The following is a 20,537-nucleotide window of genomic DNA, read 5'->3' as shown; positions in this document are numbered from 1 at the left end:
AATTTATATCTTTTTTGCGGTACAGGCAAAAATTAGTTTAGATTTTTAAAATTTCTTTCTGAAGTAATTCAAGTGCCTTATGGACAGACTTTTGGACGATGCGTTCCCTGTGGTTTCCCATGTTGAATTTTTCTGCAAAAACGCGCTCCGGAGTCGCAATGGCGATGTATACGGTTCCAATTTCCGCATCTGAATCACCCTTTGTGGGGCCGGCATTTCCAGTGGTAGCAATGGCGAAATGGGTCTTAAGTAAGTGTTTTACGTTTTTGGCCATGATTTCCGCAACCTGCGCACTTACAACCGAGTGTTCCTGGAGAATAGCTTGGGGTACCTTTAGTAAATCGATTTTGGTTTCCGTGGCATAGCTTACCACACTTCCCCTAAAATAAGCCGATGCCCCAGGTATACTGGTCAATTGTTGGGCGATTTTTCCCCCAGTAAAACTTTCCGCCGTGGCCAAGGTCCTATTTTTTTGGGTCAATAATTTTGCAACCACCTCCTCCAAGGTCTCCTCATCTTCGGTGCCATATAGAATGTCCCCAATTAAGGGAAATAATTTTTGCGACGCCTCATCCATGGCATCCACCAAAACTTTCTCATCCGTGCCTTTGGCCGTTAGTCGCAATCGAACTTTTCCCAAATTGGGTAAATAGGCCAATTTAATAAAATGTGGAAGGTTATCTTCCCAAGATTCCAATCTATCGGCAATTGCACTTTCGCCCAGACCGTAGGTGACCAAAGTTTTATGGATAATATAGGGACGTTTATACTTTTCCACAATTTTAGGGATTACTTCGTTTGTCATCAAATACTTCATTTCAAACGGAACCCCCGGAAGGGAAAAGAAGGACACTCCATCGGAATGCATCCACATACCCGGTGCCGTTCCATGGGCATTGTGCAATATAATGGCTTTGGAAGGTACCCAAGCCTGCTGTCTATTGATATCCGAAATGGGCGTGGAAATATATTTGGCGAATAAATGTTCTATATAAGCCAAAACCTTGGCGTCCTCTACCAAGGTATCCTGAAAAAACTCGCAAAATGCATTCTTAGTGACATCATCCTTGGTCGGACCTAATCCACCCGTGATGATAACCACGTTTGCTCTTTCCTTGGCCTCCGCCAATGCCTTTTGAATATGGTCGTTATCATCCTGAACCGAAGTTATCTGGAAAACGGAGACTCCAATCCGGTTCAGCTCTTTGGCGATAAAAGCCGAATTGGTATCCACTATTTGGCCAATGAGAATCTCATCGCCAATGGTAATTATTTCGGCTAACATTATAGCCCGAAGTCTTTTTTAAGCTCGGAGACTACCTGATCGATGTCCTTTTTGAGGGAAGGAAAGATTCGTTCAATTTCCGCCATGTTGGCCTCCTTTTTTCCCAAAGTCTCTATTTCCAAGGCAGCGGCCCTTGTCTGTTCCATGCCCAAAAGGTCTACATTGGGTTTTATCTTATGGGCCAATTTATAAACGTCATTGTAATTCCCCTGCGCCAAGGCGGTTTGTAAGGCTTCCAAGTCTTGGGGCACTTCATCCAAAAATACTGAAATAACTGAATTGATGAAATCCTCATCACCCTCGGCCATTTCGTTGATTTTATCTAAATTATAAATCATTATTTAATTTTTACGGAAAATAGTTCCTGCCCCTCCAATACTCCCGAAAGATAGTCATTTGCCTGAATTCTTCCAACACCGGCCGGAGTACCGGTAAAAATAACATCCCCTTTTTTCAACATAAAAAATTGGGAAACATAGGAAATGAGTTCGTCAATCTTCCAAAGCATCAAGGCCGTGTTTCCTTTTTGTACTTCTTCCCCGTTCTTAATGAGCGAAAAGTTCAGTTCCTGCAAATTTTTGAATTTGGTCCTGGGCAACCACTCGCCAATTACTGCGGCCCCGTCAAAACCCTTGGCTTTTTCCCAAGGCAGCCCTTTTTCCTTTAATTGGGTTTGTAAATCCCTGGCCGTGAAATCAATACCCAAACCTATCTCATCATAATAGGTATGAGCGAATTTTTCATGAATATGCTTTCCAACTTTTTTAATCTTTACCAATACTTCAACCTCATAATGCACATCATTGGAAAATTCGGGAATATAAAAATCCTGTTCCCGGGGCAGTATAGCCGAATCCGGTTTAATAAATATGACCGGAGAAGTAGGTTTCTCATTGGCCAATTCCTTGATATGTTCGGTATAATTGCGACCTATGCAGATGATTTTCATGAACTGGAATTTGGTAATGGTATATCTTGGGATTAACGCTTTTTACCCCAGCTTGCTATTAAGACTTTTAAGTCGTATTCGGGTCAGTACTTTTTTTGTGTATAGCGGAAAATCAGCATTTTGAATCCATCCAAAATAGCCCGGTTCCTGTTCTAGGACCTCCAAAACCTTCTTACCTTTGTGTTTTCCAAAGGAAAAAATCTCCTCTCCGCTGTCATCCAAAGCAATGAATCCTGCAAAGTCTACCATTTTTTTGTGCGTAGAGAACTCTGCCAATTTCTTTACATTGTTTTCCAATTCCGGATAACGCTGCAATTGCGAAAGCAGTACCTCATAAGTAGCTTGGGTATCCGCTTTGGCACTGTGGGCGTCTGTCAATTCCTTGCCGCAATAAAACTTGTAGGCAGCTGCCAAAGTACGTTTTTCCATTTTGTGGAAAATGGTCTGTACGTCTACCGAAACCATATTTTTCATATCAAAATCCACATCTGCCCGAAGCATCTCCTCCGCCAACAAGGGAATATCAAAACGATTGGAATTGAATCCCCCCAAATCACTGTCCTTGATCATGCTATAAACTTCCTTGGAGAGTTCCTTGAACGTAGGCTCATCGGCTACCTTTTCATTTGAAATACCATGGACGGCAATTACCTCCTCGGGAATCTTCATTTCAGGATTTACCAACCAGGTCTTACTTTCCTTATTTCCATTGGGATGTATTTTGAGAATGGAGATTTCCACTATCCTATCCTTGGCCACGTTGGTACCTGTGGTCTCCAAGTCAAAAAAGCAAATGGGTCTTGTGAGTTTTAATTCCATATGCGGCAAAGATAGCCATAGATTTTCCCCTGAAGACGGATTACCACAAATTTATTCCAGGGAATGCGAAAACAGCCATGGTACAAGTTCGGGCTCCGCAAAAGCATTTTCCCAACTGTTATGGTTTACATCCTCATAAGTAGTGAATTTCACCTTCCCTCCCGCTTTTTTTAGGGCGGCCGCCATCTTTTGGGAATGTTCATAGTCCACTACCATATCCGAATCCCCATGAAACAACCACCAAGGGTTGCCGATCAACTGAGGTGCCGTATCGGGATGGGCGCCGCCACAAATAGCAAAGGCCGCGGCAAAAGTCCCAGGACTCCTTCGCACAAGCTCCAAAGTCCCCATGCCGCCCATGGAAAGTCCGCCTAGATACATTCGTCTGGAATCGATATTATAGTTCTCGGTAAGGTCATCAATTAATCCCTGAAGGATTTTCATGGCCGGGGTAGGTTCACCATCCGGATAAAAGGTAAAGGTGAAGAACAGAAGAAACTGTTCCTTTTTTACATTGGCCCAGTATCCTTCTTCCGGACACTGGGGAAAAACAACTATGGCCGGATATTCCTCTCTAATATCCTCTTGGAGAAATAGGTCTGCCCCATAGCTCAATTGAGCCTCATTATCATCTCCCCTTTCCCCTGCCCCATGCAATACCAATACTAAGGGGTATGCTTTTTCTGCATCATAATTTTCCGGAAGCAGAATGCGGTAGGGAAGCTTGCCCGATTCATGCTGAAATTCCATTTTCTGATAGGCGGATACATCTTGATCGGACTTTTCCGGTCCACAAGAAATTAGTACAATAAGGGGCAATAGTAAAAAGCGTCTCACTTGGGTCGATTATCTTCATAAAGATAAGGGATACGCAATGAAAACTACAATCTAGTATTGATAATGTTATTGAAGGCCGAGCCAAAGGTATAGCTTAGACCAAATCCGAACCCTAATTCAAAATCGGTGGCAATTTGTCTTTGCTGCAACAGTACGTCCTCTATAGAGGCGTCCCCTGCGGGTAGGTTGATCTGATCTCGGATAATCTCAAAATCCCCAGAAAAGCTTATGGCCAAACCTTTAAAAACCCTTATGGAAAACCTACCGAAAAGTTGTATCCTGTTTCTTTCAAAATCATCCAGGAAGGTGGAGCCCCTTAAACGGGAATAGATGTTGCCCCAAGGTTGCCGATAACGCACCTGAACATCCAGGGAATGGTTAAAAATTCCCTCTTGGGTCTTCATAAAAATGGTCGGTTCTATATAATCGTTATGAAAGTACCCGATTTTATAGGCGAATACAATTTCCCTGCGCAGTACTTCACGATATGGAAAAATGTTGTACTCAATGGCCGGGGTAAAGTAATATCTGAAATCCAGATTGGTAAAGGTATCATGCCTTGCGCCTCCAAAGATACCGGCGGACCAATGATCGGATAGGCTTCTTACAATACTACCATCCGCGGAGTAGCGTAATCGCTCACTGGTAAAGGTCTCATCATCACGTTCAAACTCGGCATTTGCCTGATTCAATTGCAGGTCCGTCCTTATCCGCCAATTTTCCGTAACGTGATCGCTTTCGAAACCAACTTCATATTCAAACTCCCTCCTACTGGTTTCCCGATCCAGATCGGCTTCGCCATACACCTCAAAAATCCAATTGTTCCATGGATCTTCAAAATCGATATCCTGTCTTTGCGACAAACCTTCCGAGTTGATTTTATAATCTATCTTATCAGCTAAATCAGACTGAATAAGATAAGGAAGAAGACCTGATTTTATGGTGGTAACCAGCCCATTACGTACCTCATCTGCGGTCATGTTCACATTGGTATCATAGGAGCGTTTTACCAGGGTGCCTTCATATTCCCCAACTCCTTCAAATTCCAGTTTATAGGTCCGCCCTCCACTTCCATTGGCAATATCATAAATAAAAAGGTTTACATTGGCCAGGCCTTGGTCTCGAACATGATCTACAAAATTGATTTCTTGTCGAATAAAGCTTCGTTCGCATCTACATTCGATAAAGAGCGTTATACGGCCCTTTTCCTTGGGTTCTTCCTGTGAAAAGCCGGTTTGGACCAAAAGAAAGGTTAGCAGGGTAAAATAAAGAAATCTCCAATACCTATGGAGGCAATACTTCATTCAAAAAAGGTCTTTGGTGTTTGGCAAAGCGTCAAAGATAAGGGTAACCAAGAAAAAATGGAATCAAAAAGTGGGTTATGGGTAATAGGAATGATTTAAATAATGGAACTATAATTCCCTGGTTACGTCCCAATTTTCCAAATAATCGGCCACAGCCTTTGCGAACATACTGCCCAAAGCTCCGTTTACCACTCTGTGATCATAACTATGCGACAGATACATCTTGTTGCGTATTCCTATAAAGTCGCCCTCCTTGGTTTCGATTACGGCCGGGACCTTTCTGATGGCCCCTAGGGCTAAGATTCCTACTTGGGGTTGGTTGATTATGGGTGTGCCAAAAACACTTCCAAAAGTACCCACATTGGTAACCGTGTAGGTCCCATCCTGGATTTCATCCGGTTTCAATGCGTTGGTACGTGCTCTATGGGCCAAGTCATTGACCACCTTGGCCATACCCACCAAATTCAACCGGTCCGCATTTTTTATTACAGGGACGATAAGATTACCATCTGGTAGGGCCGCAGCCATACCGATATTGATATTTTTTTTCTTGATGATTCTTTCTCCGTCCACGGAGATATTCATCAATGGGTATTTTTTTAAGGCCTTGGCCACAGCTTCCATAAAAATCGGGGTAAAGGTCAATTTTTCACCTTCTGCCCTTTCAAAAGTATCCTTTACTTTATTGCGCCAATTAACAATGTTGGTTACGTCTACTTCTATGAAACTTTGAACGTGTGCTGCCGTAGAAACACTCTCTACCATATGCTTGGCGATCAATTTTCCCATTCGAGACATTTCAATGACCTCATCCATGCCGTTAGACTGAATTGTGGATCCTTCATGCTTCCCAACAGGCACTGCCATAGGTTTACGTACAGGTGCCGGCAGTGGTTCGGGTTCAATGGTTTGAACGTCTTCTTGCTTTCCTGATTTTCTGTTTTCAAGATAGGCCAGCATATCATTTTTGGTAACCCTTCCTTCTTTTCCCGTACCTTGGATTGCGTCCAGTTCTTCCATGGAAACGTCCTCTTCTTTGGCAATATTTCTGACCAATGGAGAATAAAAACGTTCTGACGCACTGTAATCCCTAACGGTCACATCCGTAGTTTCACGAGCAATGGATACCATATCTTCGGCCATGGCAACAGCTTCTACCGGAACTTCTATCTTGGCTTCTTCTGATTTTATCTTTACATTTTCCGATTCACCTACTTTTGCAATTGAAGTAGATACTTCACCGTTCATTTCTATTATGGCAACGGTTTCCCCTACTTTTATAACATCGTCAATTGTGAATAGTTTTTCCAGTAGCACGCCCTCTACCTCACTTGGCACCTCGGAATCCACTTTGTCCGTAGCTATTTCAAAAACCGGCTCGTCCATTTCTATGGAATCCCCGACTTCTTTTAACCAAGTAGTCAGGGTGGCCTCGGCAACGCTCTCTCCCATTCTAGGTAATTTTAGCTCGAACTTTGACATATTATTATTCTATCTACTTATTTCAACTATTGCTTTGCAAAAATATCAAAAAAAAAGTCCAATCATTAAGCTTAATGCATAATCCTAAAGAAGAATCAATTTGCTTTTAAGGAACCCTCAAATGGAATCCGGTTTAAAATACTGCGACCCAAAGTGACCTCATCGGCATACTCCAATTCGTCCCCAACGGCAATTCCCCTAGCAATCGTAGAAGTGGCTATCTCCAAACCTTCCAATTGCTTGTAGATGTAAAAATTTGTAGTATCACCTTCCATAGTGGAACTTAAGGCAAAAATAAGTTCCTTAATCTCCCCCCGTTTTGCCTTGCCTACCAAAGAATGTATATTCAGGTCTTGTGGCCCTATTCCCTCCATAGGAGATATTTTACCCCCCAAAACATGATAGAGGCCCTTGTATTGCCCCGTATTCTCTATGGCCATAACATCACGGACATCCTCAACGACGCAGACCACGGTTTTGTCCCTTTTGGGGTTGGCACAGATTTCGCATATGTCCGTGTCGGAAATATTATGACAGCTTTTACAAAACTTGATCGAATCCTTGAGGTTAAGCAGGGCTTGCGAAAGGTTTACGGTCTGTTCAGCGGGCCGCTTTAGCAAATGTAGCACCAATCGCAAAGCCGTACGTTTGCCAATGCCCGGCAATTGCGACATTTCATACACTGCGTTTTCCAAAAGTTTTGAAGAGAATTCCATCCTGTTGGTTTTCGGGGTAAAATTACAACATTATGGTATTTTATCAGGTATTTTTTGGAACTAGACCCCAAAGGCAATACAAAACATATTCGCACTATTTGCCTTCAACAAAAAAACGCCACAAATCTTGCGTAAGGGAGCTTCCGGTTTCGGAATTTGTAAAACAGACATAGCCCATCCGTAAATCTTGATATACTTCGAATAGGCATTTAAAATCACCGTTATTTCCTCCATGATTAAAGATATCCCCGTAATCCGATTCTCTAATGAAGATACCTAGTCCTGCGCCTTCACGCTTCTCCGGATCGTTCCAATATTCCTTGGTCGACTCTGTATGGATGGTCATAAACTCTTTATAAGTTTCCGGTTTAAGTCCTTTTTGTTCCAATAATGTGAGCGCATAGTCTGAAAACGCCTTGGCTTCCGTATGCATGCTAAAGGCCATACCTGCTTCCTTGGGAATTTCCCAATTTGTGGGTTGATTGCCTTGATGGCCCGAGGAAACCACTTTGCGAAGTTCTTCGCTATCGCTGAACTCCATATGGTATAACCCAAAGGGATTTATTAATTCCTCATCCAAAAGTTGTTCAATAGGTTTTCCAGTGATTTGGACTACCACCCTCTTCAAATACTCAAAACCTTCTCCGGAATATCCATATCTTTCACCAGGAACATTTTCAAGTCGAACCCCCCAATTGGGTAATCCACTTTTGTGTATCAGAACATGCCGGGCCGTCATTTTTTTGTATTCTGGAAATTTTTCTTCAAGTGCCTCAAAAGGATAGTACTTATACAATGGCCTATCCAAATCTATAATGCCTTTATCCGCTAATCTTAACACTACAAATGCAAAGACCGGTTTGGTAATTGAGGCGGCCTCGAACAGGGTTTTTTCATCGACCGGCTCCCCGGTCTTCGTATTTTTGACCCCATAAGTCTTATGGTAAACCATCTTTCCATCCTTTATCAGGGCCAGGGACACCCCAGGAATATTATAAAACTTTTGATAGGCCCTTACAAACTCATCGACTTGATTTCTACGTTCCTCGCTAAAATCATGTAATATTCCTCTTTTAGGAATCAAATCCGGTTTGATTGCCAATTGCGGCTCCAGTTTTGGGGGTGTGTTCGAAATTCCTTTTTTTACCGAAAAGCTCATAGGTTTTACATTGGCAATTCTATAAAAATCCTCGTCGCCAGCTACCAACTTTGAAGGAATATCAACGGTGTATTGTCCCAATGGCAATTGCGCCATATAGTTTCCTAGGGAATCGGCCATTGTTTGTACCCATATTCTAGGGTTGTCCGTTTTACTTATTCTTAGGCTTATTGGTATCTGCGATTCCGATGGGAGATTGGATTTCCCCACCTTTCCTTCAATTGTTCCCAATAGGGTTCCGGAATCTACAAACAAAATAGTGCCGCAACGTTCCGGGTTCGTAAGCTTTTGGGTTCCTTTACCCCAAGAAATCCAAGAAAATGTTTCGTCCTTGTCCCGGTCTATAATTCCTAAATCCAATCCTATGGAACTTCCCATGACAATCCTTTGATCCAGATCAATACGCCATTCAACGGTCATTCCCTCATTGGTCATCTTTTTTTTCATCCGGACATTTTCCCAACTGGTCTTATCGCCAAAAACAAGACGGTCTTCACCATAGGCAGCATATTGGGTAATCGGAGATCCTGTCTTTAGATGCTCAAGATCCAAATATAACTCTAACCCATCTTGGGCATCCCAATAGGAATTTCCATCGGAGTTTATAAAAATGGACTGATCCACCACTTCCATCCCAATATAAATTGCATTTTGCACAACATTATATCCTATTCGGAAATTGCTACTAAAATCCTCTTTTCCTGTCGGCAAATCACCCATGCCAACATTTTTTATCGGATATCGAATCATATCCTCTGACCAATCCCCCAGATCGCCATCAAGAACAATCTCGTCCATAGGAAAGCCAAAGGCGATAGGGTTATCCATAACTATCGGCATAGTATCCTCAACGCCCTTACAGGAAATCAAGGTTAACATGAAAGCAAGGGAACAACAAAAAGTGATACATCTAAGGTCTTTAATTCTTTTCATGGCCGGCATGCAGTTAATAAGGTTGTTGGAATGGATTATAAAAAAGACTACCGTACCTCTAAATTGTTACACTTGTTCCAGGGTATTATCCGCAACTCCTATGCGGTGTATTGTAGCTCATTAACTTTTTGTACTTTGCCCAGAAATTATTTCAATGACCGCTACCCATATTCTGCTTCTGATAGGGGCCTATTTCCTATTGCTATTGTTGATTTCCTATTTTACGGGCAAGAATGACTCCAACGAGGATTTTTTCAAGGCAGGGAAGCAATCGCCGTGGTATTTGGTGGCCTTTGGAATGATTGGTGCCTCATTGTCCGGGGTTACTTTTATTTCCGTTCCCGGATGGGTGGAGGAATCCCAATTCAGCTACATGCAGGTGGTCTTTGGATACCTGGCCGGCTATTTTGTCATTGCCTATATTCTAATGCCCATTTACTACAGACTTAATGTCACCTCCATCTATGAGTATCTAAAACAACGTTTGGGAATGACCAGTTATAAGGTAGGGGCTATCTCCTTCTTCGTGTCCAGGGTTTTGGGAGCTTCCTTCCGTTTGTTCCTAGTCGCCATTGTGTTGCAGCAATTTGTTTTTGATGCATGGAATGTACCTTTTGAACTAACAGTAGTTCTCTCCATTTTACTTATTTGGATATATACCTTTAAAGGGGGTATAAAGACCATTGTTTGGACAGATACGCTGCAGACCCTTTTTATGCTACTTTCCGTGGGATTTTCCATTTATTTTATCAATCAAAAATTGGATTGGGGCTTTGCCGAGTTTTTGGCCTCTGAGGAACTAAAGGAATACAATAAAGTACTGTTCACGGATGATTTTTTTGGCAAAACGCATTTTGTGAAATCCTTCTTGGGTGGTATGTTCATTACAATTTGCATGACCGGGTTGGATCAAGACATGATGCAAAAGAATCTAACCTGTAAATCGCTGAAGGATGCACAAAAAAATATGGTATCCTTTAGCTTGGTGCTTATTGTCGTAAATTTTGCTTTTTTACTGCTTGGAGCCTTGTTGTTTATTTATGCGGATAGATTTGATATTGCTACCCCATTAATGGATGGCGACCCAAAATCCGATCTTCTTTTTCCTGAAATTGCGTTGAACAGTGATTTGGGCATGATCGTAGCAATTACTTTTATGCTTGGTCTTATTGCAGCGGCCTACAGTAGTGCGGACAGTGCGTTGACCTCCTTAACGACATCTTTTTGTGTGGATTTCCTCGGTATTGAAAAAAAACCGGAAGAGGAATGCAAAAAAATTCGAAAACGCACCCATATCGGTATGAGTGTACTGCTAGTGGTGGTGGTAATCATTTTTAAGCATATCCTGGACAGGAATGTGATTGACGGTCTTCTTACCGTGGCCACTTACACCTATGGACCCCTTCTGGGAATGTTCACCTTCGGGATTTTCACGAAACACAAAGTAAAGGACAATTATGTTTGGATCGTTGCGCTTATTTCTGTTGGGCTGATTTATGTTTTTGGAAAAATACCTGCGGAGAGTTTAGGAGGTTACCAAGTAGGCTACGAATTATTACCAATCAATGGTATTTTAACTTTTATTGGGCTCTGGTTTTTACGGGACAAGAAAGCATAAAATATGTTTTTGCCGACAAACAGCAAAAAAATCCGATGAAACCTTCATTATAGGATGTTAAAGTTAAGTCCGAAAATTCGTGTGAAAAACCAGGTGGATTTTTAATATTGTCCGGTAGCCAATAAAACCAAGGTACAGGCCACCTCTACCTCTATGCCATTGTCCCTAAGTAGCTTATAAAATTCTGGGTTCTCCGTGCCGGGATTGAAGATTACCCTTTTAGGTGCCAATTTCAGAATTTCCCCGTAATACTCAGGCTGACGGCTTGCCCCTATATACAAAGTTATGGTGTGAATATTTTGAAAATCGGTTAATTTGGTCTTAACTTGTACGCCAGAAATTTCCCCAGGTTCTCTTCCAAATGCTTGAGTTACTATATCGTTTTCGATAAGTCTATTTATAGCTAGATTGCTGTAACGGCTAGGTTTTAACGAAGCTCCGAAAACAAGTGTATTTTTCATAGGTTCATACTGGGATGTTAAAATATATACAATCTGTTACTTTTCATGGAAAAAATCGTCTAATGAAGATGTTCAAACACGAATTTGGTCATTGATGAGGCTATATGTTTATAGTTAATGGTTAGTGTTTAGTATGGCTGAATCAATGACAGAAACCCTGACGGAAACGTCAGGGTTTTGTGTTTTTTAACTTCGACAAAATTGTTTTTTCCTTTTCCCATGTGGAACAAAGATAATGGTTTCAACCTACTGTATAGGAGCAAAATACAGCAACTAAAAATTAGAAACCATTCCTTTCAAAAAAGTTAACGAAATGTTAAAGAGATTGTATTGGGTAACATAACCTGGTTTCTGTCGTCCACTTAGGTAACATCAATCATCTATCCGCCGAAAGGTGGAAAAATCAAAAAAAACGAACCATCATGAAAAAAGTATTGCTGCTTTTGGCAATATTTCCCTGTATTGCCTTATTTGCCAATACCCCGCCATCCAAATCCGATTTAAGAATTGGCAGCGTAACCGGAAAAGTTATAGACAAGCTCTTACAACAACCTATCGCCTACGCTGCAATTGTTATCAAAACACAGGATGGGTCTAACGACAAAACTGGAGGAATTACAAAAGAGGATGGTACTTTTGAAGTAAAGGACCTTCCAGAAGGTGACCTAATATTTGAGGTACAGTTCATTGGATATAAAACATATTCCCAACAGATTACGATTTCCAAAAGGGAGAGAAAGTTAAATTTAGGCGTAATTACATTGGAAGAGGAAGCGGAAGAACTTTCCAATGTAGAGGTGGTAGGCGAACGCACTACAATTGAGCAGAAAATAGATCGTAAGGTAATCAACATAGGCAAAGACCTTACGACTATGGGACCAACTGCCTCAGACATAATGAGCAACATCCCTTCAGTAAATGTGGATCAACAGACTGGGGAGCTTACCTTGCGAGGAAATTCCAATGTACGGGTAATGGTAGATGGCAAATTGTCCAATGTGCCGGTCGCGCAGTTATTACGGCAAATTCCATCCACTTCAATAAAATCCATAGAACTCATTACAAATCCTTCGGCCAAATATAACCCTGAGGGTATGAGTGGTATCATCAACATTATATTGCACAAAAATGCAAATATCGGTTTCAATGGTACACTAAATACGGGGCTTACCGTGGGTATTGAAGCAAAATTCAATAGTTCCCTAGATTTGAATTACAGGAATGGAAAATTTAACCTGTACGGTAATTACGGCAACAACATCGGCAAATATGTAAATGATGGTTTTATTTTTCGGGATGAGGAAAATTCCGAACAGATATTCAATTTTTTCGATAACAACAAATCGCATCTCTACAAACTTGGTGTCGATTTTTATTTGAATGATAAGAATACCCTTTCCTTTTTTACCAATCAAAATCTATACGACGGAAAATTTAGGGGCGTTACGGATGTCATTTACTATGATGAGTTGAGCAGAAACACGACCCAATTCTTTGACAATGTCCAAGAAAATTCTAGTGAGCAGTACAATTTTGATTACAAAATGGAATTTAAAAAACAAGGACACAACATAGAACTGGAAGTTGATTACAACCGGTTTAAAAATGACGAGGATGCCAACTTTAGATCCACGGGAACTACCGTTTTTCCTGATTATATGGATTTTGTGGATACCAAACGTACGCAGACTATTGCCAATTTGGATTATGTTAACCCGGTGGATTCCATATCCAAATTGGAAGTAGGGCTGGAAACGCGCCTTTTTGAGACCAATGTAGACTACACCTCTACCGGTCTGTCCTTCAACTCCGCCGGCAATCTTATACCCACTCCGGAAACGGATTTTGTTTATGGAATGGACATATACTCCGCCTATGCCACCTTTGGAAGGAACCATAAAAGGTGGTCCTACCAAATAGGGGTACGTGTAGAAGATGTGGAAGTTAAGGCCGATACCAATAGAATACGGGCCTTTACAGATAATTATACACAAATCTATCCCTCGGGCTTTTTAACCTATACCCCAACGGAAAAAAACCAGTTTCAACTAAGTTTTAGTAGGCGTGTAGATCGGCCGGGATTGCAACAGGTGAATCCTATACGAGAATGGGCAACACCTCTGATATCTTCTTTCGGCAACCCGAGCTTGGTCCCCCAGTTTACAAATTCTATGGAAGCGAATTACACACGAAGAATGGAAAAGGGAAGTATTACGGCCGGAGTATTTTATAGGGCCATTGCCGATGAAATCAACAGGGCCGTGTATGTAGATCGATTGGATCTCAACAAATTGATACTGACCTTTGATAATTTTGACAATACCTCCGCTTACGGGGTAGAAATATCCAGTAATTACAAACCCACCAAATGGTGGAGCATCAACGGAAGTTTTGACCTATTCTCACAGACGCAGCGCGGAATAACGGAAAGCCTTCTTGCGGATAACGCTACAGCCACAGAGGACGATATTGTCGTGGAAAGGGTGGAAGTGGAGAACACAGCATGGAATTTTCGTATGAACAATAGCTTTAAGGTTGGTAAAAAACTTACCCTACAATTATTCGGTTTTTATAGGGGAGAGAACCAGACCATTCAATTTTTGGTAAAGCCCTTATATTTTGTGAATACCGGCGCACGGTACAGCTTTGCCCAAGGCAAGGGTACTTTTAGCCTCAACTTTAATGATGTGTTCAATACAATGCGTTTTGCTTTTGACGGGGACAGGCCCTTTGTACAAAATGGGCAATTTAATTGGGAAAGTCAGACGGTTTATGCAGGACTTTCCTATATGTTCGGAAGCGGTAAGAACAGGGCCGCACAACGCAAAAGAAGGGATAGTAATACCAAACAGGGTAGCGGGGGAATATTGTAAAGAGATATTGATAGCATCGGTGTTAGAGGGATTGGTTGGTTAAACTCTGATACTGGTACATCAATAGAAGAAACCCTGACTTCATTGTCAGGGTTTTGTTGTATTCGAAATATCGGTAGTGTGGCCATCCAAACTAGTCGTATTTTTCCTTTCCCTATATTTTCTTAATCCTTCCTCTCCCTGGCTCTCAGCCCACTCTACCAATTCTTGGCGTTGTTGTCTATAATCCATTAAAGGAACCCCGAAGCCGCAGGAGATTTGGACAAGCTCAATGTGCAGGTCGATCAATTGTCTTGCTCCAGCCTTGTTCGGGAAAAAATCAATGCTTTCCTCCCACAAGCTATCATGTGGATGGCAGGCCCTAGCAGATCCGTATAGCCGAAGAATCATCGGTGGTCCTTCAAAAGCACAAAACATCAGGGTCATTCGTTCATTATGCATGAGATGCGTGGCAGTTTCATTTCCACTGCCAGTAAGATTCAACCAAAGCACTCTATTTTCATTAATCACCTTCAAGGAATCCAGACCCTTTGGGGAGAGGTTTATATGCCCATCCTTCATGGCGGTAGCGACAAAAAACAGGTGTTGTTTCCTAATGAAGTCAATCAATCTTGGGGTTAGTCTTGACATTCGCTTTCCCATACTTTCACCATCTCAGTATTGCACTACCCCAAGAAAATCCGCTTCCAAAAGCCGCTAGGACCACCAGATTACCTTCCTTGATCTTACCTTGTTCCCATGCCTCGGTAAGGGCTATGGGTATGGAAGCCGCCGTGGTGTTCCCGTAGCTCATAATATTATTAAATACTTGGTCATCCCGTAATCTGAAACTTTTCTGGACAAATTGAGAAATCCTTAAATTGGCCTGATGTGGAATCAACATATCGATATCGCCGGGCCTTAGGTTATTCACTTCAAGACCTTCCTTGATAACCTCACTAAAACGGACTACGGCATTTTTAAAAACAAATTGCCCGTTCATATGGGGGTAGTACGAAACATCTTCTGGGTCATCTTCGTTAATGATATCCGTAATCCATCTTTTTCCCATTCCAGGAGCAATCAGCGATAACTCTTCGGCATGCTGACCTTCAGCGTGGAGATGGGTGGAAAGAATTCCCTTGGAGGTATCCTCTTCCCTGCCCAGAACCGCTGCACCGGCCCCATCACCAAAAATAACGGAAACCCCCCTACCCCGTGTGGTCATATCCAAACCCGTGGAATGTACTTCGGAACCTATGACCAAAACATTTTTGTACATACCGCTTTTTATATATTGATCCGCTACCGATATGGCATATACGAAACCGGAGCATTGATTACGTACGTCCAGGGCCCCTACAGTTTTTATGCCCAGATCCCGTTGTACCAAAACCCCTGGACCTGGAAAATAATAATCCGGACTTAAGGTTGCGAATATGATAAAATCAATATCATCTTTATCGATTCCAGCACGTTCAATGGCTACTTTGGCAGCTTTTACCCCCATTGTTGTGGTAGTGTCCTCTCCTTTTATTACATGTCTTCGTTCCTTAATTCCCGTGCGCTCCTGAATCCATTCGTCATTGGTGTCCATAACTTTGGACAGATCGCCATTAGTCACCACATTATCCGGGACAAAATACCCCAAGCCTATTATTTTCGAATTATACATAAAGACTTCGTTTTCTGATTTTATAAATTGACCATACCCTACTTTTTAATTCTAGAAAAGCAAAAAGGGGAAGAATAAAGGACCCAATATAACCAAAAATGTAGGATGAAGGGTCGTTGTAGGGATGCTTTAAGGCAGATACTTCTTAAAACGGTTTACCGCAACAGTGGCCTTAAGGTCGTGTAGCAGATTGTAAAGGCCAAAAAAAGTACGGTTCATATATAAAAAGTGTTTTGATCCCCGATTACCGTTCATTTTCCGTATTTGGCCATCCTTAGCGTAGCGCTCACTTAAATCGGCAATCCTGACCCAAAAATCATCCGCCCCAAAATTGAAGTGTTCCCCATTAAATGGAGAAGTAAAAAGTGTCAACATTTCTTTAAAAAGAGCCTTGAAAAATTGAAGCTCTTGTGGTGAATCGGTGTGGGTCAAAATTTCGAGCTCGTACAATTTTTCCATAAAAATGGTATCATTCTCAATGTTTTCCTTTTTGGCCAATTCAAAATAAGGCGTGTAAAATTCATCGGGAACCTCCTTTATACAGCCAAAATCTATGGCAATCAATGTTTCTTCGGAGCTGACCAAAAAGTTACCGGGATGGGGATCTGCATGTACCTTTCGCAGCCCATGAATTTGGAACATATAAAAATCCCATAAGGTTTGCCCCAATTTGTTCCCAAGTTCTTCAGAAAATCCCGACTTGGAAAACTCACTGAGATGTTTTCCATGCATCCAATCCATAGTGATGATACGTTCACTGGACAAGTATTCATAATAACGCGGAAATTCCAAATTGGGAATTACTTTACAAGCTTCGGTAATTTCCTTGCTTTGTCGTATTTCAAGAATATAATTGGTTTCCTCAATTAATTTATGCTCAACTTCTTTAAAGTATTTGTCCGAATCTTTTCCTTGAAGGTTAAACATTCTGATGGCAATTGGTTTTACCAAAGCCAAATCACTGCTTATACTTTCGGCAACACCTGGGTATTGTATCTTAACTGCCAATTCCTTACCATCCTTGGTCGCTTTATGTACCTGCCCTATGCTCGCCGCATTGATCGAATCCCTTTCGAAACTGTCAAAAATCTCTTCAGGATATTTGTTCAGATATTTTTTAAAGGTCTTGCGGACCAATGGAGCTGAAAGTGGGGGTACCGAGAATTGTGAAAGCGAGAATTTTTCTACGTATGCCCTTGGGAGTAAGTTCTTTTCCATGCTCAACATCTGGGCCACTTTAAGTGCGCTTCCTTTTAGGCTCTTTAGCCCGTCGTAGATATCCTCTGCATTATCCTCGTTTAGCGAATCCTTGGAAAGTTCTGGGTTCACTAGTTTTTTTCCATAGTATTTTACATAGTTGCCCCCTATTTTTACACCGGTCTTTACCAGTTTGCTCGCCCGCTCTATTTTTCCCGTGGGTATTTTATCCAGTGTCTTCAAAAGTAACGTACTTGTTTTTTAGATGTGTTATGCAAAGGTTTCTTTGTAAAGGAATTTCCCAAAGTCAACTATATTCTCCAAAGGCGTATTGTCGAATACATCAAAAATGGTATTGATGGATTTTTCAATTGCCAAATCGGTCTTCTCAAAACCTGCGGAATCGTCATTCATCCAAAACCTCAGAACAAAAAGGAATTGCAGCCAGGCACCCTCGGAAAAAAGTTGGGGATTATGTTTTGTTAATTTTAGTGACTTTTCGGAGTTGCCGTCCTCAATGAGGTCCCTAGCAAATTCCTTGATATGCTTCCTAAGGCCCTTTAACTGTTCCAATTTTTTTAACGGACTCCCATCCTGCTTCAGGCAAAAAAGGATATAACTCCTATTTAGGGTAAGTAATTCAAAAAAGGAGTAGAAAAAAGTGAGCATTTTTTCCCTATTGGAAAATTGCCCGTATTCCTTGTTTTCTTGAATTAGGTTCTCGGTTTTTACATAGAACTGTTCCCAGATAACCTTTTGCAATCCCTCTAGGGAACCAAAATGCTTGTAGAACTCCATTTCCGCGATACCATTGGTCTTGCAGAATTTATAAATGGATTTGGGAACGGATTCATGTTCCAGCACATAGTCCATATACATGGCTATAATTTCGTCTTTCGATGTTTCTTTGGTTTTTGTCTTCGTTGCCATCGCTTTGTTTTTATGTTGTCTAAAGGTACTGCTACAGGATTTGAATTTGTGTTAAGGGAATACGAAATCTCTTCCTGGAAAAAAAACGTGCCCTCAAAAGAGCGCACGTTTTCAAACAACCTAACCAATAAATAATCAAACGTGATTATAGAATTAAAATCTTCATAGCAATTTTTCTTCCTAATCACAAACAAAGATAAAAAACGTTTAATTATTTATAAAATAAATTAAACAAAATAGATGTTAAAGTTTGTGTTAAAATCTCGTAGCCCGCAATATGTCAGTTTGTCACTCCTTTGCAGTATGGTACTTTTTTTGGTCATCCGATAAGCATTAACTGAAAAAAATAGACAATAATGGCAACAGGTAAGATCAATGTTTCGGTAGAAAACATTTTTCCACTCATAAAAAAGTTTTTATACAGCGATCACGAGATATTTCTTAGGGAGCTTATATCCAATGCAACTGATGCGACATTAAAGCTTAAGCATTTAACCGCTATTGGAGAAGCCAAAGTGGAATACGGAAACCCTATTATTGAGTTAAGGGTAGACAAGAAAGGAAAAAAAATCCACATCACTGATCAGGGTATTGGTATGACCGAGGAAGAGGTCAAAAAATATATTAACGAAGTTGCCTTTTCGGGAGCGGAGGAGTTCCTGGGCAAATACAAGGACGCCGAAAAAGACGCCGGTATTATTGGTCATTTTGGACTAGGATTCTATTCCTCTTTCATGGTAGCCGATAAAGTGGAAATCATTACCAAAAGCTACAAGGACGAATCCGCGGTACATTGGACTTGTGATGGCTCCCCGGAATTTAACTTGAAGAAAGGAAAAAGAGAAGCAAGAGGTACCGAAATAATTCTTCATATTGCTGAGGATTCCACTGAGTTTCTTGAAGACAATAGGATAAGCGAGCTGTTACGTAAGTACAATAAGTTTATGCCTATACCTATAAAGTTCGGTACTCGAACGGAAACCTTGCCAAAACCGGAAGATGCCAAAGAAGAAGATCCCGCCCCTACCGAAGAGGTAGATAACATTGTAAACAACCCTAATCCCGCTTGGACCAAACAACCTACTGACTTAGAGGATAAGGATTATAAGGATTTTTATAGGGAGTTGTATCCCATGCAATTCGAGGAACCTCTATTCCATATTCACCTAAACGTTGATTATCCTTTTAATCTTACCGGAATATTGTATTTCCCAAAGTTGACAAACGACCTTAATATTCAAAAGGACCGTATACAGCTCTATCAAAATCAAGTATTCGTTACGGACAATGTAGAGGGTATCGTTCCGGAATTCCTCACCATGCTTAGAGGTGTTATAGACTCTCCGGACATTCCCCTGAACGTTTCACGCTCATACCTGCAGGCAGATGGGGCCGTAAAGAAAATATCCTCCTATATAACCCGAAAAGTGGCCGATAAACTGAATTCACTCTTCAAAAATGACCGAGAGGAATTTGAAAAGAAATGGAACGATATTAAAATCGTAATAGAATACGGCATGCTTTCCGAAGACAAATTCTTTGAAAAAGCGGAGAAGTTTGCACTTTATCCTACCGTGGACAATAACTATTACACCTTTGAGGAACTTCAGGAAAAAGTAAAGGCCAACCAGACGGACAAGGATGAAAAATTGATACTGCTTTATGCATCGAATCTAGAGGAACAACATAGCTATATTGAAGCAGCCAAAGCAAAAGGTTACGAAGTATTGTTATTGGATTCTCCAATCATTTCCCACCTTATGCAGAAACTGGAAACTTCCAAAGAAAAACTTTCCTTTGCCCGTGTAGATGCCGATCATCTGGACAATCTTATTAAAAAGGAGGATACGCAAATTTCCAAATTATCCGATGAGGAAAAGGAAAAACTAAAGACAAATTTAGAAGAGGTCCTAGAGGATAAAAAGTATACGGTTCAACTTGAGGCCATGGACAGCGATGCATCACCTTTTATCATTACAGAGCCCGAGTTTATGAGAAGAATGAAGGAAATGCAGCAGACCGGTGGCGGTGGTATGTTCGGTATGGGCAATATGCCGGAAATGTACAACCTTATCGTAAACACCAATCACGAACTCGTAGGTGAAATCCTAAACACCAAAACAGCTAAGAAAAGGGAGCGTCTGATCAATCAATCCATTGATTTGGCCAGACTTTCAAAAGGGTTGCTTAAAGGTGAGGAATTGACCAATTTTATTAAGCGTAGCTATGAAATGGTGAAGTAAGCCTTGTCAACAATGGATTATTAGAAGTGGCACAGACCGCCCTGCTTTCTCGATTTTTGAAACTGGGCGGTTTTTTA

17 protein-coding genes are annotated in these 20,537 nt (G+C 41.2%); 3 read left to right on the top strand and 14 right to left on the bottom strand.

What is annotated here, in order from left to right:
• Positions 1–37: 37 nt before the first annotated feature.
• The 9 genes from Q0993_RS00205 to Q0993_RS00165 form a co-directional block, all read right to left on the bottom strand.
• On the bottom strand, positions 38–1,285 hold the full coding sequence (locus Q0993_RS00205) for a competence/damage-inducible protein A (RefSeq protein ID WP_299528563.1): 1,248 nt from the start codon (positions 1,283–1,285) through the stop codon (positions 38–40).
• On the bottom strand, positions 1,285–1,623 hold the full coding sequence (locus Q0993_RS00200; protein WP_299528560.1) for an Hpt domain-containing protein: 339 nt from the start codon (positions 1,621–1,623) through the stop codon (positions 1,285–1,287). The genes Q0993_RS00205 and Q0993_RS00200 overlap by 1 nt, the downstream gene beginning before the upstream one ends.
• Positions 1,623–2,234 carry a fumarylacetoacetate hydrolase family protein gene (locus Q0993_RS00195; RefSeq protein ID WP_299528557.1) on the bottom strand — a complete coding sequence of 204 codons (612 nt, stop codon included), beginning with the start codon at positions 2,232–2,234 and terminating at the stop codon, positions 1,623–1,625. Before Q0993_RS00195 ends, Q0993_RS00200 begins: the two co-directional genes overlap by 1 nt.
• Positions 2,235–2,276: 42 nt before the next feature.
• On the bottom strand, positions 2,277–3,053 hold the full coding sequence (locus Q0993_RS00190) for a 3'-5' exonuclease (RefSeq protein WP_299528554.1): 777 nt from the start codon (positions 3,051–3,053) through the stop codon (positions 2,277–2,279).
• Positions 3,054–3,104: 51 nt separating this feature from the next.
• Positions 3,105–3,890, bottom strand: a complete 786-nt coding sequence (locus Q0993_RS00185) for a prolyl oligopeptidase family serine peptidase (RefSeq protein ID WP_299528551.1) — start codon at positions 3,888–3,890, stop codon at positions 3,105–3,107.
• A gap of 44 nt (positions 3,891–3,934) precedes the next feature.
• Entirely contained in the window at positions 3,935–5,194 is a 1,260-nt protein-coding gene (locus Q0993_RS00180; RefSeq protein WP_299528548.1) for a DUF481 domain-containing protein, read from the bottom strand.
• 108 nt (positions 5,195–5,302) lie between these two features.
• Positions 5,303–6,676 carry a dihydrolipoamide acetyltransferase family protein gene (locus Q0993_RS00175; RefSeq protein ID WP_299528545.1) on the bottom strand — a complete coding sequence of 458 codons (1,374 nt, stop codon included), beginning with the start codon at positions 6,674–6,676 and terminating at the stop codon, positions 5,303–5,305.
• Between the two features lie 95 nt (positions 6,677–6,771).
• The gene (gene recR, locus Q0993_RS00170) at positions 6,772–7,392 is read right to left on the bottom strand and encodes a recombination mediator RecR (RefSeq protein WP_299528542.1); all 621 of its coding nucleotides are present in this window, start codon (positions 7,390–7,392) and stop codon (positions 6,772–6,774) included.
• Between the two features lie 94 nt (positions 7,393–7,486).
• Positions 7,487–9,484, bottom strand: coding sequence for a serine hydrolase (locus tag Q0993_RS00165; protein ID WP_299528539.1), 1,998 nt, complete (start codon positions 9,482–9,484; stop codon positions 7,487–7,489).
• Between the two features lie 154 nt (positions 9,485–9,638).
• Between Q0993_RS00165 and Q0993_RS00160 the strand changes: the two genes are divergently transcribed.
• A complete protein-coding gene (locus Q0993_RS00160; RefSeq protein ID WP_299528536.1) occupies positions 9,639–11,102 on the top strand; it encodes a sodium:solute symporter in 1,464 nt (487 codons plus the stop codon).
• Between the two features lie 101 nt (positions 11,103–11,203).
• Here Q0993_RS00160 and Q0993_RS00155 read toward each other — a convergent pair whose 3' ends face one another.
• Positions 11,204–11,563 carry a CoA-binding protein gene (locus tag Q0993_RS00155; protein WP_299528533.1) on the bottom strand — a complete coding sequence of 120 codons (360 nt, stop codon included), beginning with the start codon at positions 11,561–11,563 and terminating at the stop codon, positions 11,204–11,206.
• A gap of 422 nt (positions 11,564–11,985) precedes the next feature.
• Between Q0993_RS00155 and Q0993_RS00150 the strand changes: the two genes are divergently transcribed.
• Complete coding sequence (locus Q0993_RS00150; RefSeq protein WP_299528530.1) at positions 11,986–14,436, top strand: TonB-dependent receptor; 2,451 nt, start codon at positions 11,986–11,988, stop codon at positions 14,434–14,436.
• Positions 14,437–14,523: 87 nt separating this feature from the next.
• Here the strand turns inward: Q0993_RS00150 and Q0993_RS00145 are convergent, their stop codons facing one another.
• From Q0993_RS00145 to Q0993_RS00130, 4 genes are all read right to left on the bottom strand, one after another.
• On the bottom strand, positions 14,524–15,066 hold the full coding sequence (locus Q0993_RS00145; RefSeq protein ID WP_299528527.1) for a pyridoxamine 5'-phosphate oxidase family protein: 543 nt from the start codon (positions 15,064–15,066) through the stop codon (positions 14,524–14,526).
• Between the two features lie 16 nt (positions 15,067–15,082).
• A complete protein-coding gene (locus Q0993_RS00140) occupies positions 15,083–16,090 on the bottom strand; it encodes a 3-oxoacyl-ACP synthase III family protein (protein ID WP_299528524.1) in 1,008 nt (335 codons plus the stop codon).
• 129 nt (positions 16,091–16,219) lie between these two features.
• Positions 16,220–17,530 (bottom strand): AarF/UbiB family protein, encoded by a 1,311-nt coding sequence (locus Q0993_RS00135; RefSeq protein WP_299528521.1) that lies wholly within the window; start codon positions 17,528–17,530, stop codon positions 16,220–16,222.
• A gap of 27 nt (positions 17,531–17,557) precedes the next feature.
• Positions 17,558–18,217: a TetR family transcriptional regulator C-terminal domain-containing protein gene (locus tag Q0993_RS00130; RefSeq protein WP_299528518.1), complete on the bottom strand. Its 660-nt coding sequence runs from the start codon at positions 18,215–18,217 to the stop codon at positions 17,558–17,560.
• A gap of 356 nt (positions 18,218–18,573) precedes the next feature.
• On the opposite strand from Q0993_RS00130, the gene htpG reads away from it, so the two are divergent.
• Positions 18,574–20,460 (top strand): molecular chaperone HtpG, encoded by a 1,887-nt coding sequence (htpG, locus tag Q0993_RS00125; protein WP_299528515.1) that lies wholly within the window; start codon positions 18,574–18,576, stop codon positions 20,458–20,460.
• The last annotated feature ends 77 nt before the right edge of the window (positions 20,461–20,537 follow it).

The sequence above is a fragment of the Ulvibacterium sp. genome (genome assembly GCF_028285715.1).
GTDB lineage: Bacteria > Bacteroidota > Bacteroidia > Flavobacteriales > Flavobacteriaceae > Ulvibacterium.
The sequence above is the reverse complement of the archived record's forward strand: the minus strand, read 5'-3'. Positions and strand labels throughout refer to the sequence as shown.

Excerpts from the sequence above, each read along its gene's own strand:
- Q0993_RS00145 (WP_299528527.1), bottom strand. The coding sequence starts at position 15,066 with ATGTCAAGACTAACCCCAAGATTGATTGACTTCATTAGGAAACAACAC.
- Q0993_RS00160 (WP_299528536.1), top strand. The coding sequence starts at position 9,639 with ATGACCGCTACCCATATTCTGCTTCTGATAGGGGCCTATTTCCTATTG.
- Q0993_RS00200 (WP_299528560.1), bottom strand. The coding sequence starts at position 1,623 with ATGATTTATAATTTAGATAAAATCAACGAAATGGCCGAGGGTGATGAG.
- htpG (WP_299528515.1), top strand. The coding sequence starts at position 18,574 with ATGGCAACAGGTAAGATCAATGTTTCGGTAGAAAACATTTTTCCACTC.
- Q0993_RS00195 (WP_299528557.1), bottom strand. The coding sequence starts at position 2,234 with ATGAAAATCATCTGCATAGGTCGCAATTATACCGAACATATCAAGGAA.
- Q0993_RS00155 (WP_299528533.1), bottom strand. The coding sequence starts at position 11,563 with ATGAAAAATACACTTGTTTTCGGAGCTTCGTTAAAACCTAGCCGTTAC.
- Q0993_RS00130 (WP_299528518.1), bottom strand. The coding sequence starts at position 18,217 with ATGGCAACGAAGACAAAAACCAAAGAAACATCGAAAGACGAAATTATA.
- Q0993_RS00180 (WP_299528548.1), bottom strand. The coding sequence starts at position 5,194 with ATGAAGTATTGCCTCCATAGGTATTGGAGATTTCTTTATTTTACCCTG.
- Q0993_RS00150 (WP_299528530.1), top strand. The coding sequence starts at position 11,986 with ATGAAAAAAGTATTGCTGCTTTTGGCAATATTTCCCTGTATTGCCTTA.
- Q0993_RS00175 (WP_299528545.1), bottom strand. The coding sequence starts at position 6,676 with ATGTCAAAGTTCGAGCTAAAATTACCTAGAATGGGAGAGAGCGTTGCC.
- Q0993_RS00190 (WP_299528554.1), bottom strand. The coding sequence starts at position 3,053 with ATGGAATTAAAACTCACAAGACCCATTTGCTTTTTTGACTTGGAGACC.
- recR (WP_299528542.1), bottom strand. The coding sequence starts at position 7,392 with ATGGAATTCTCTTCAAAACTTTTGGAAAACGCAGTGTATGAAATGTCG.
- Q0993_RS00140 (WP_299528524.1), bottom strand. The coding sequence starts at position 16,090 with ATGTATAATTCGAAAATAATAGGCTTGGGGTATTTTGTCCCGGATAAT.
- Q0993_RS00165 (WP_299528539.1), bottom strand. The coding sequence starts at position 9,484 with ATGAAAAGAATTAAAGACCTTAGATGTATCACTTTTTGTTGTTCCCTT.
- Q0993_RS00205 (WP_299528563.1), bottom strand. The coding sequence starts at position 1,285 with ATGTTAGCCGAAATAATTACCATTGGCGATGAGATTCTCATTGGCCAA.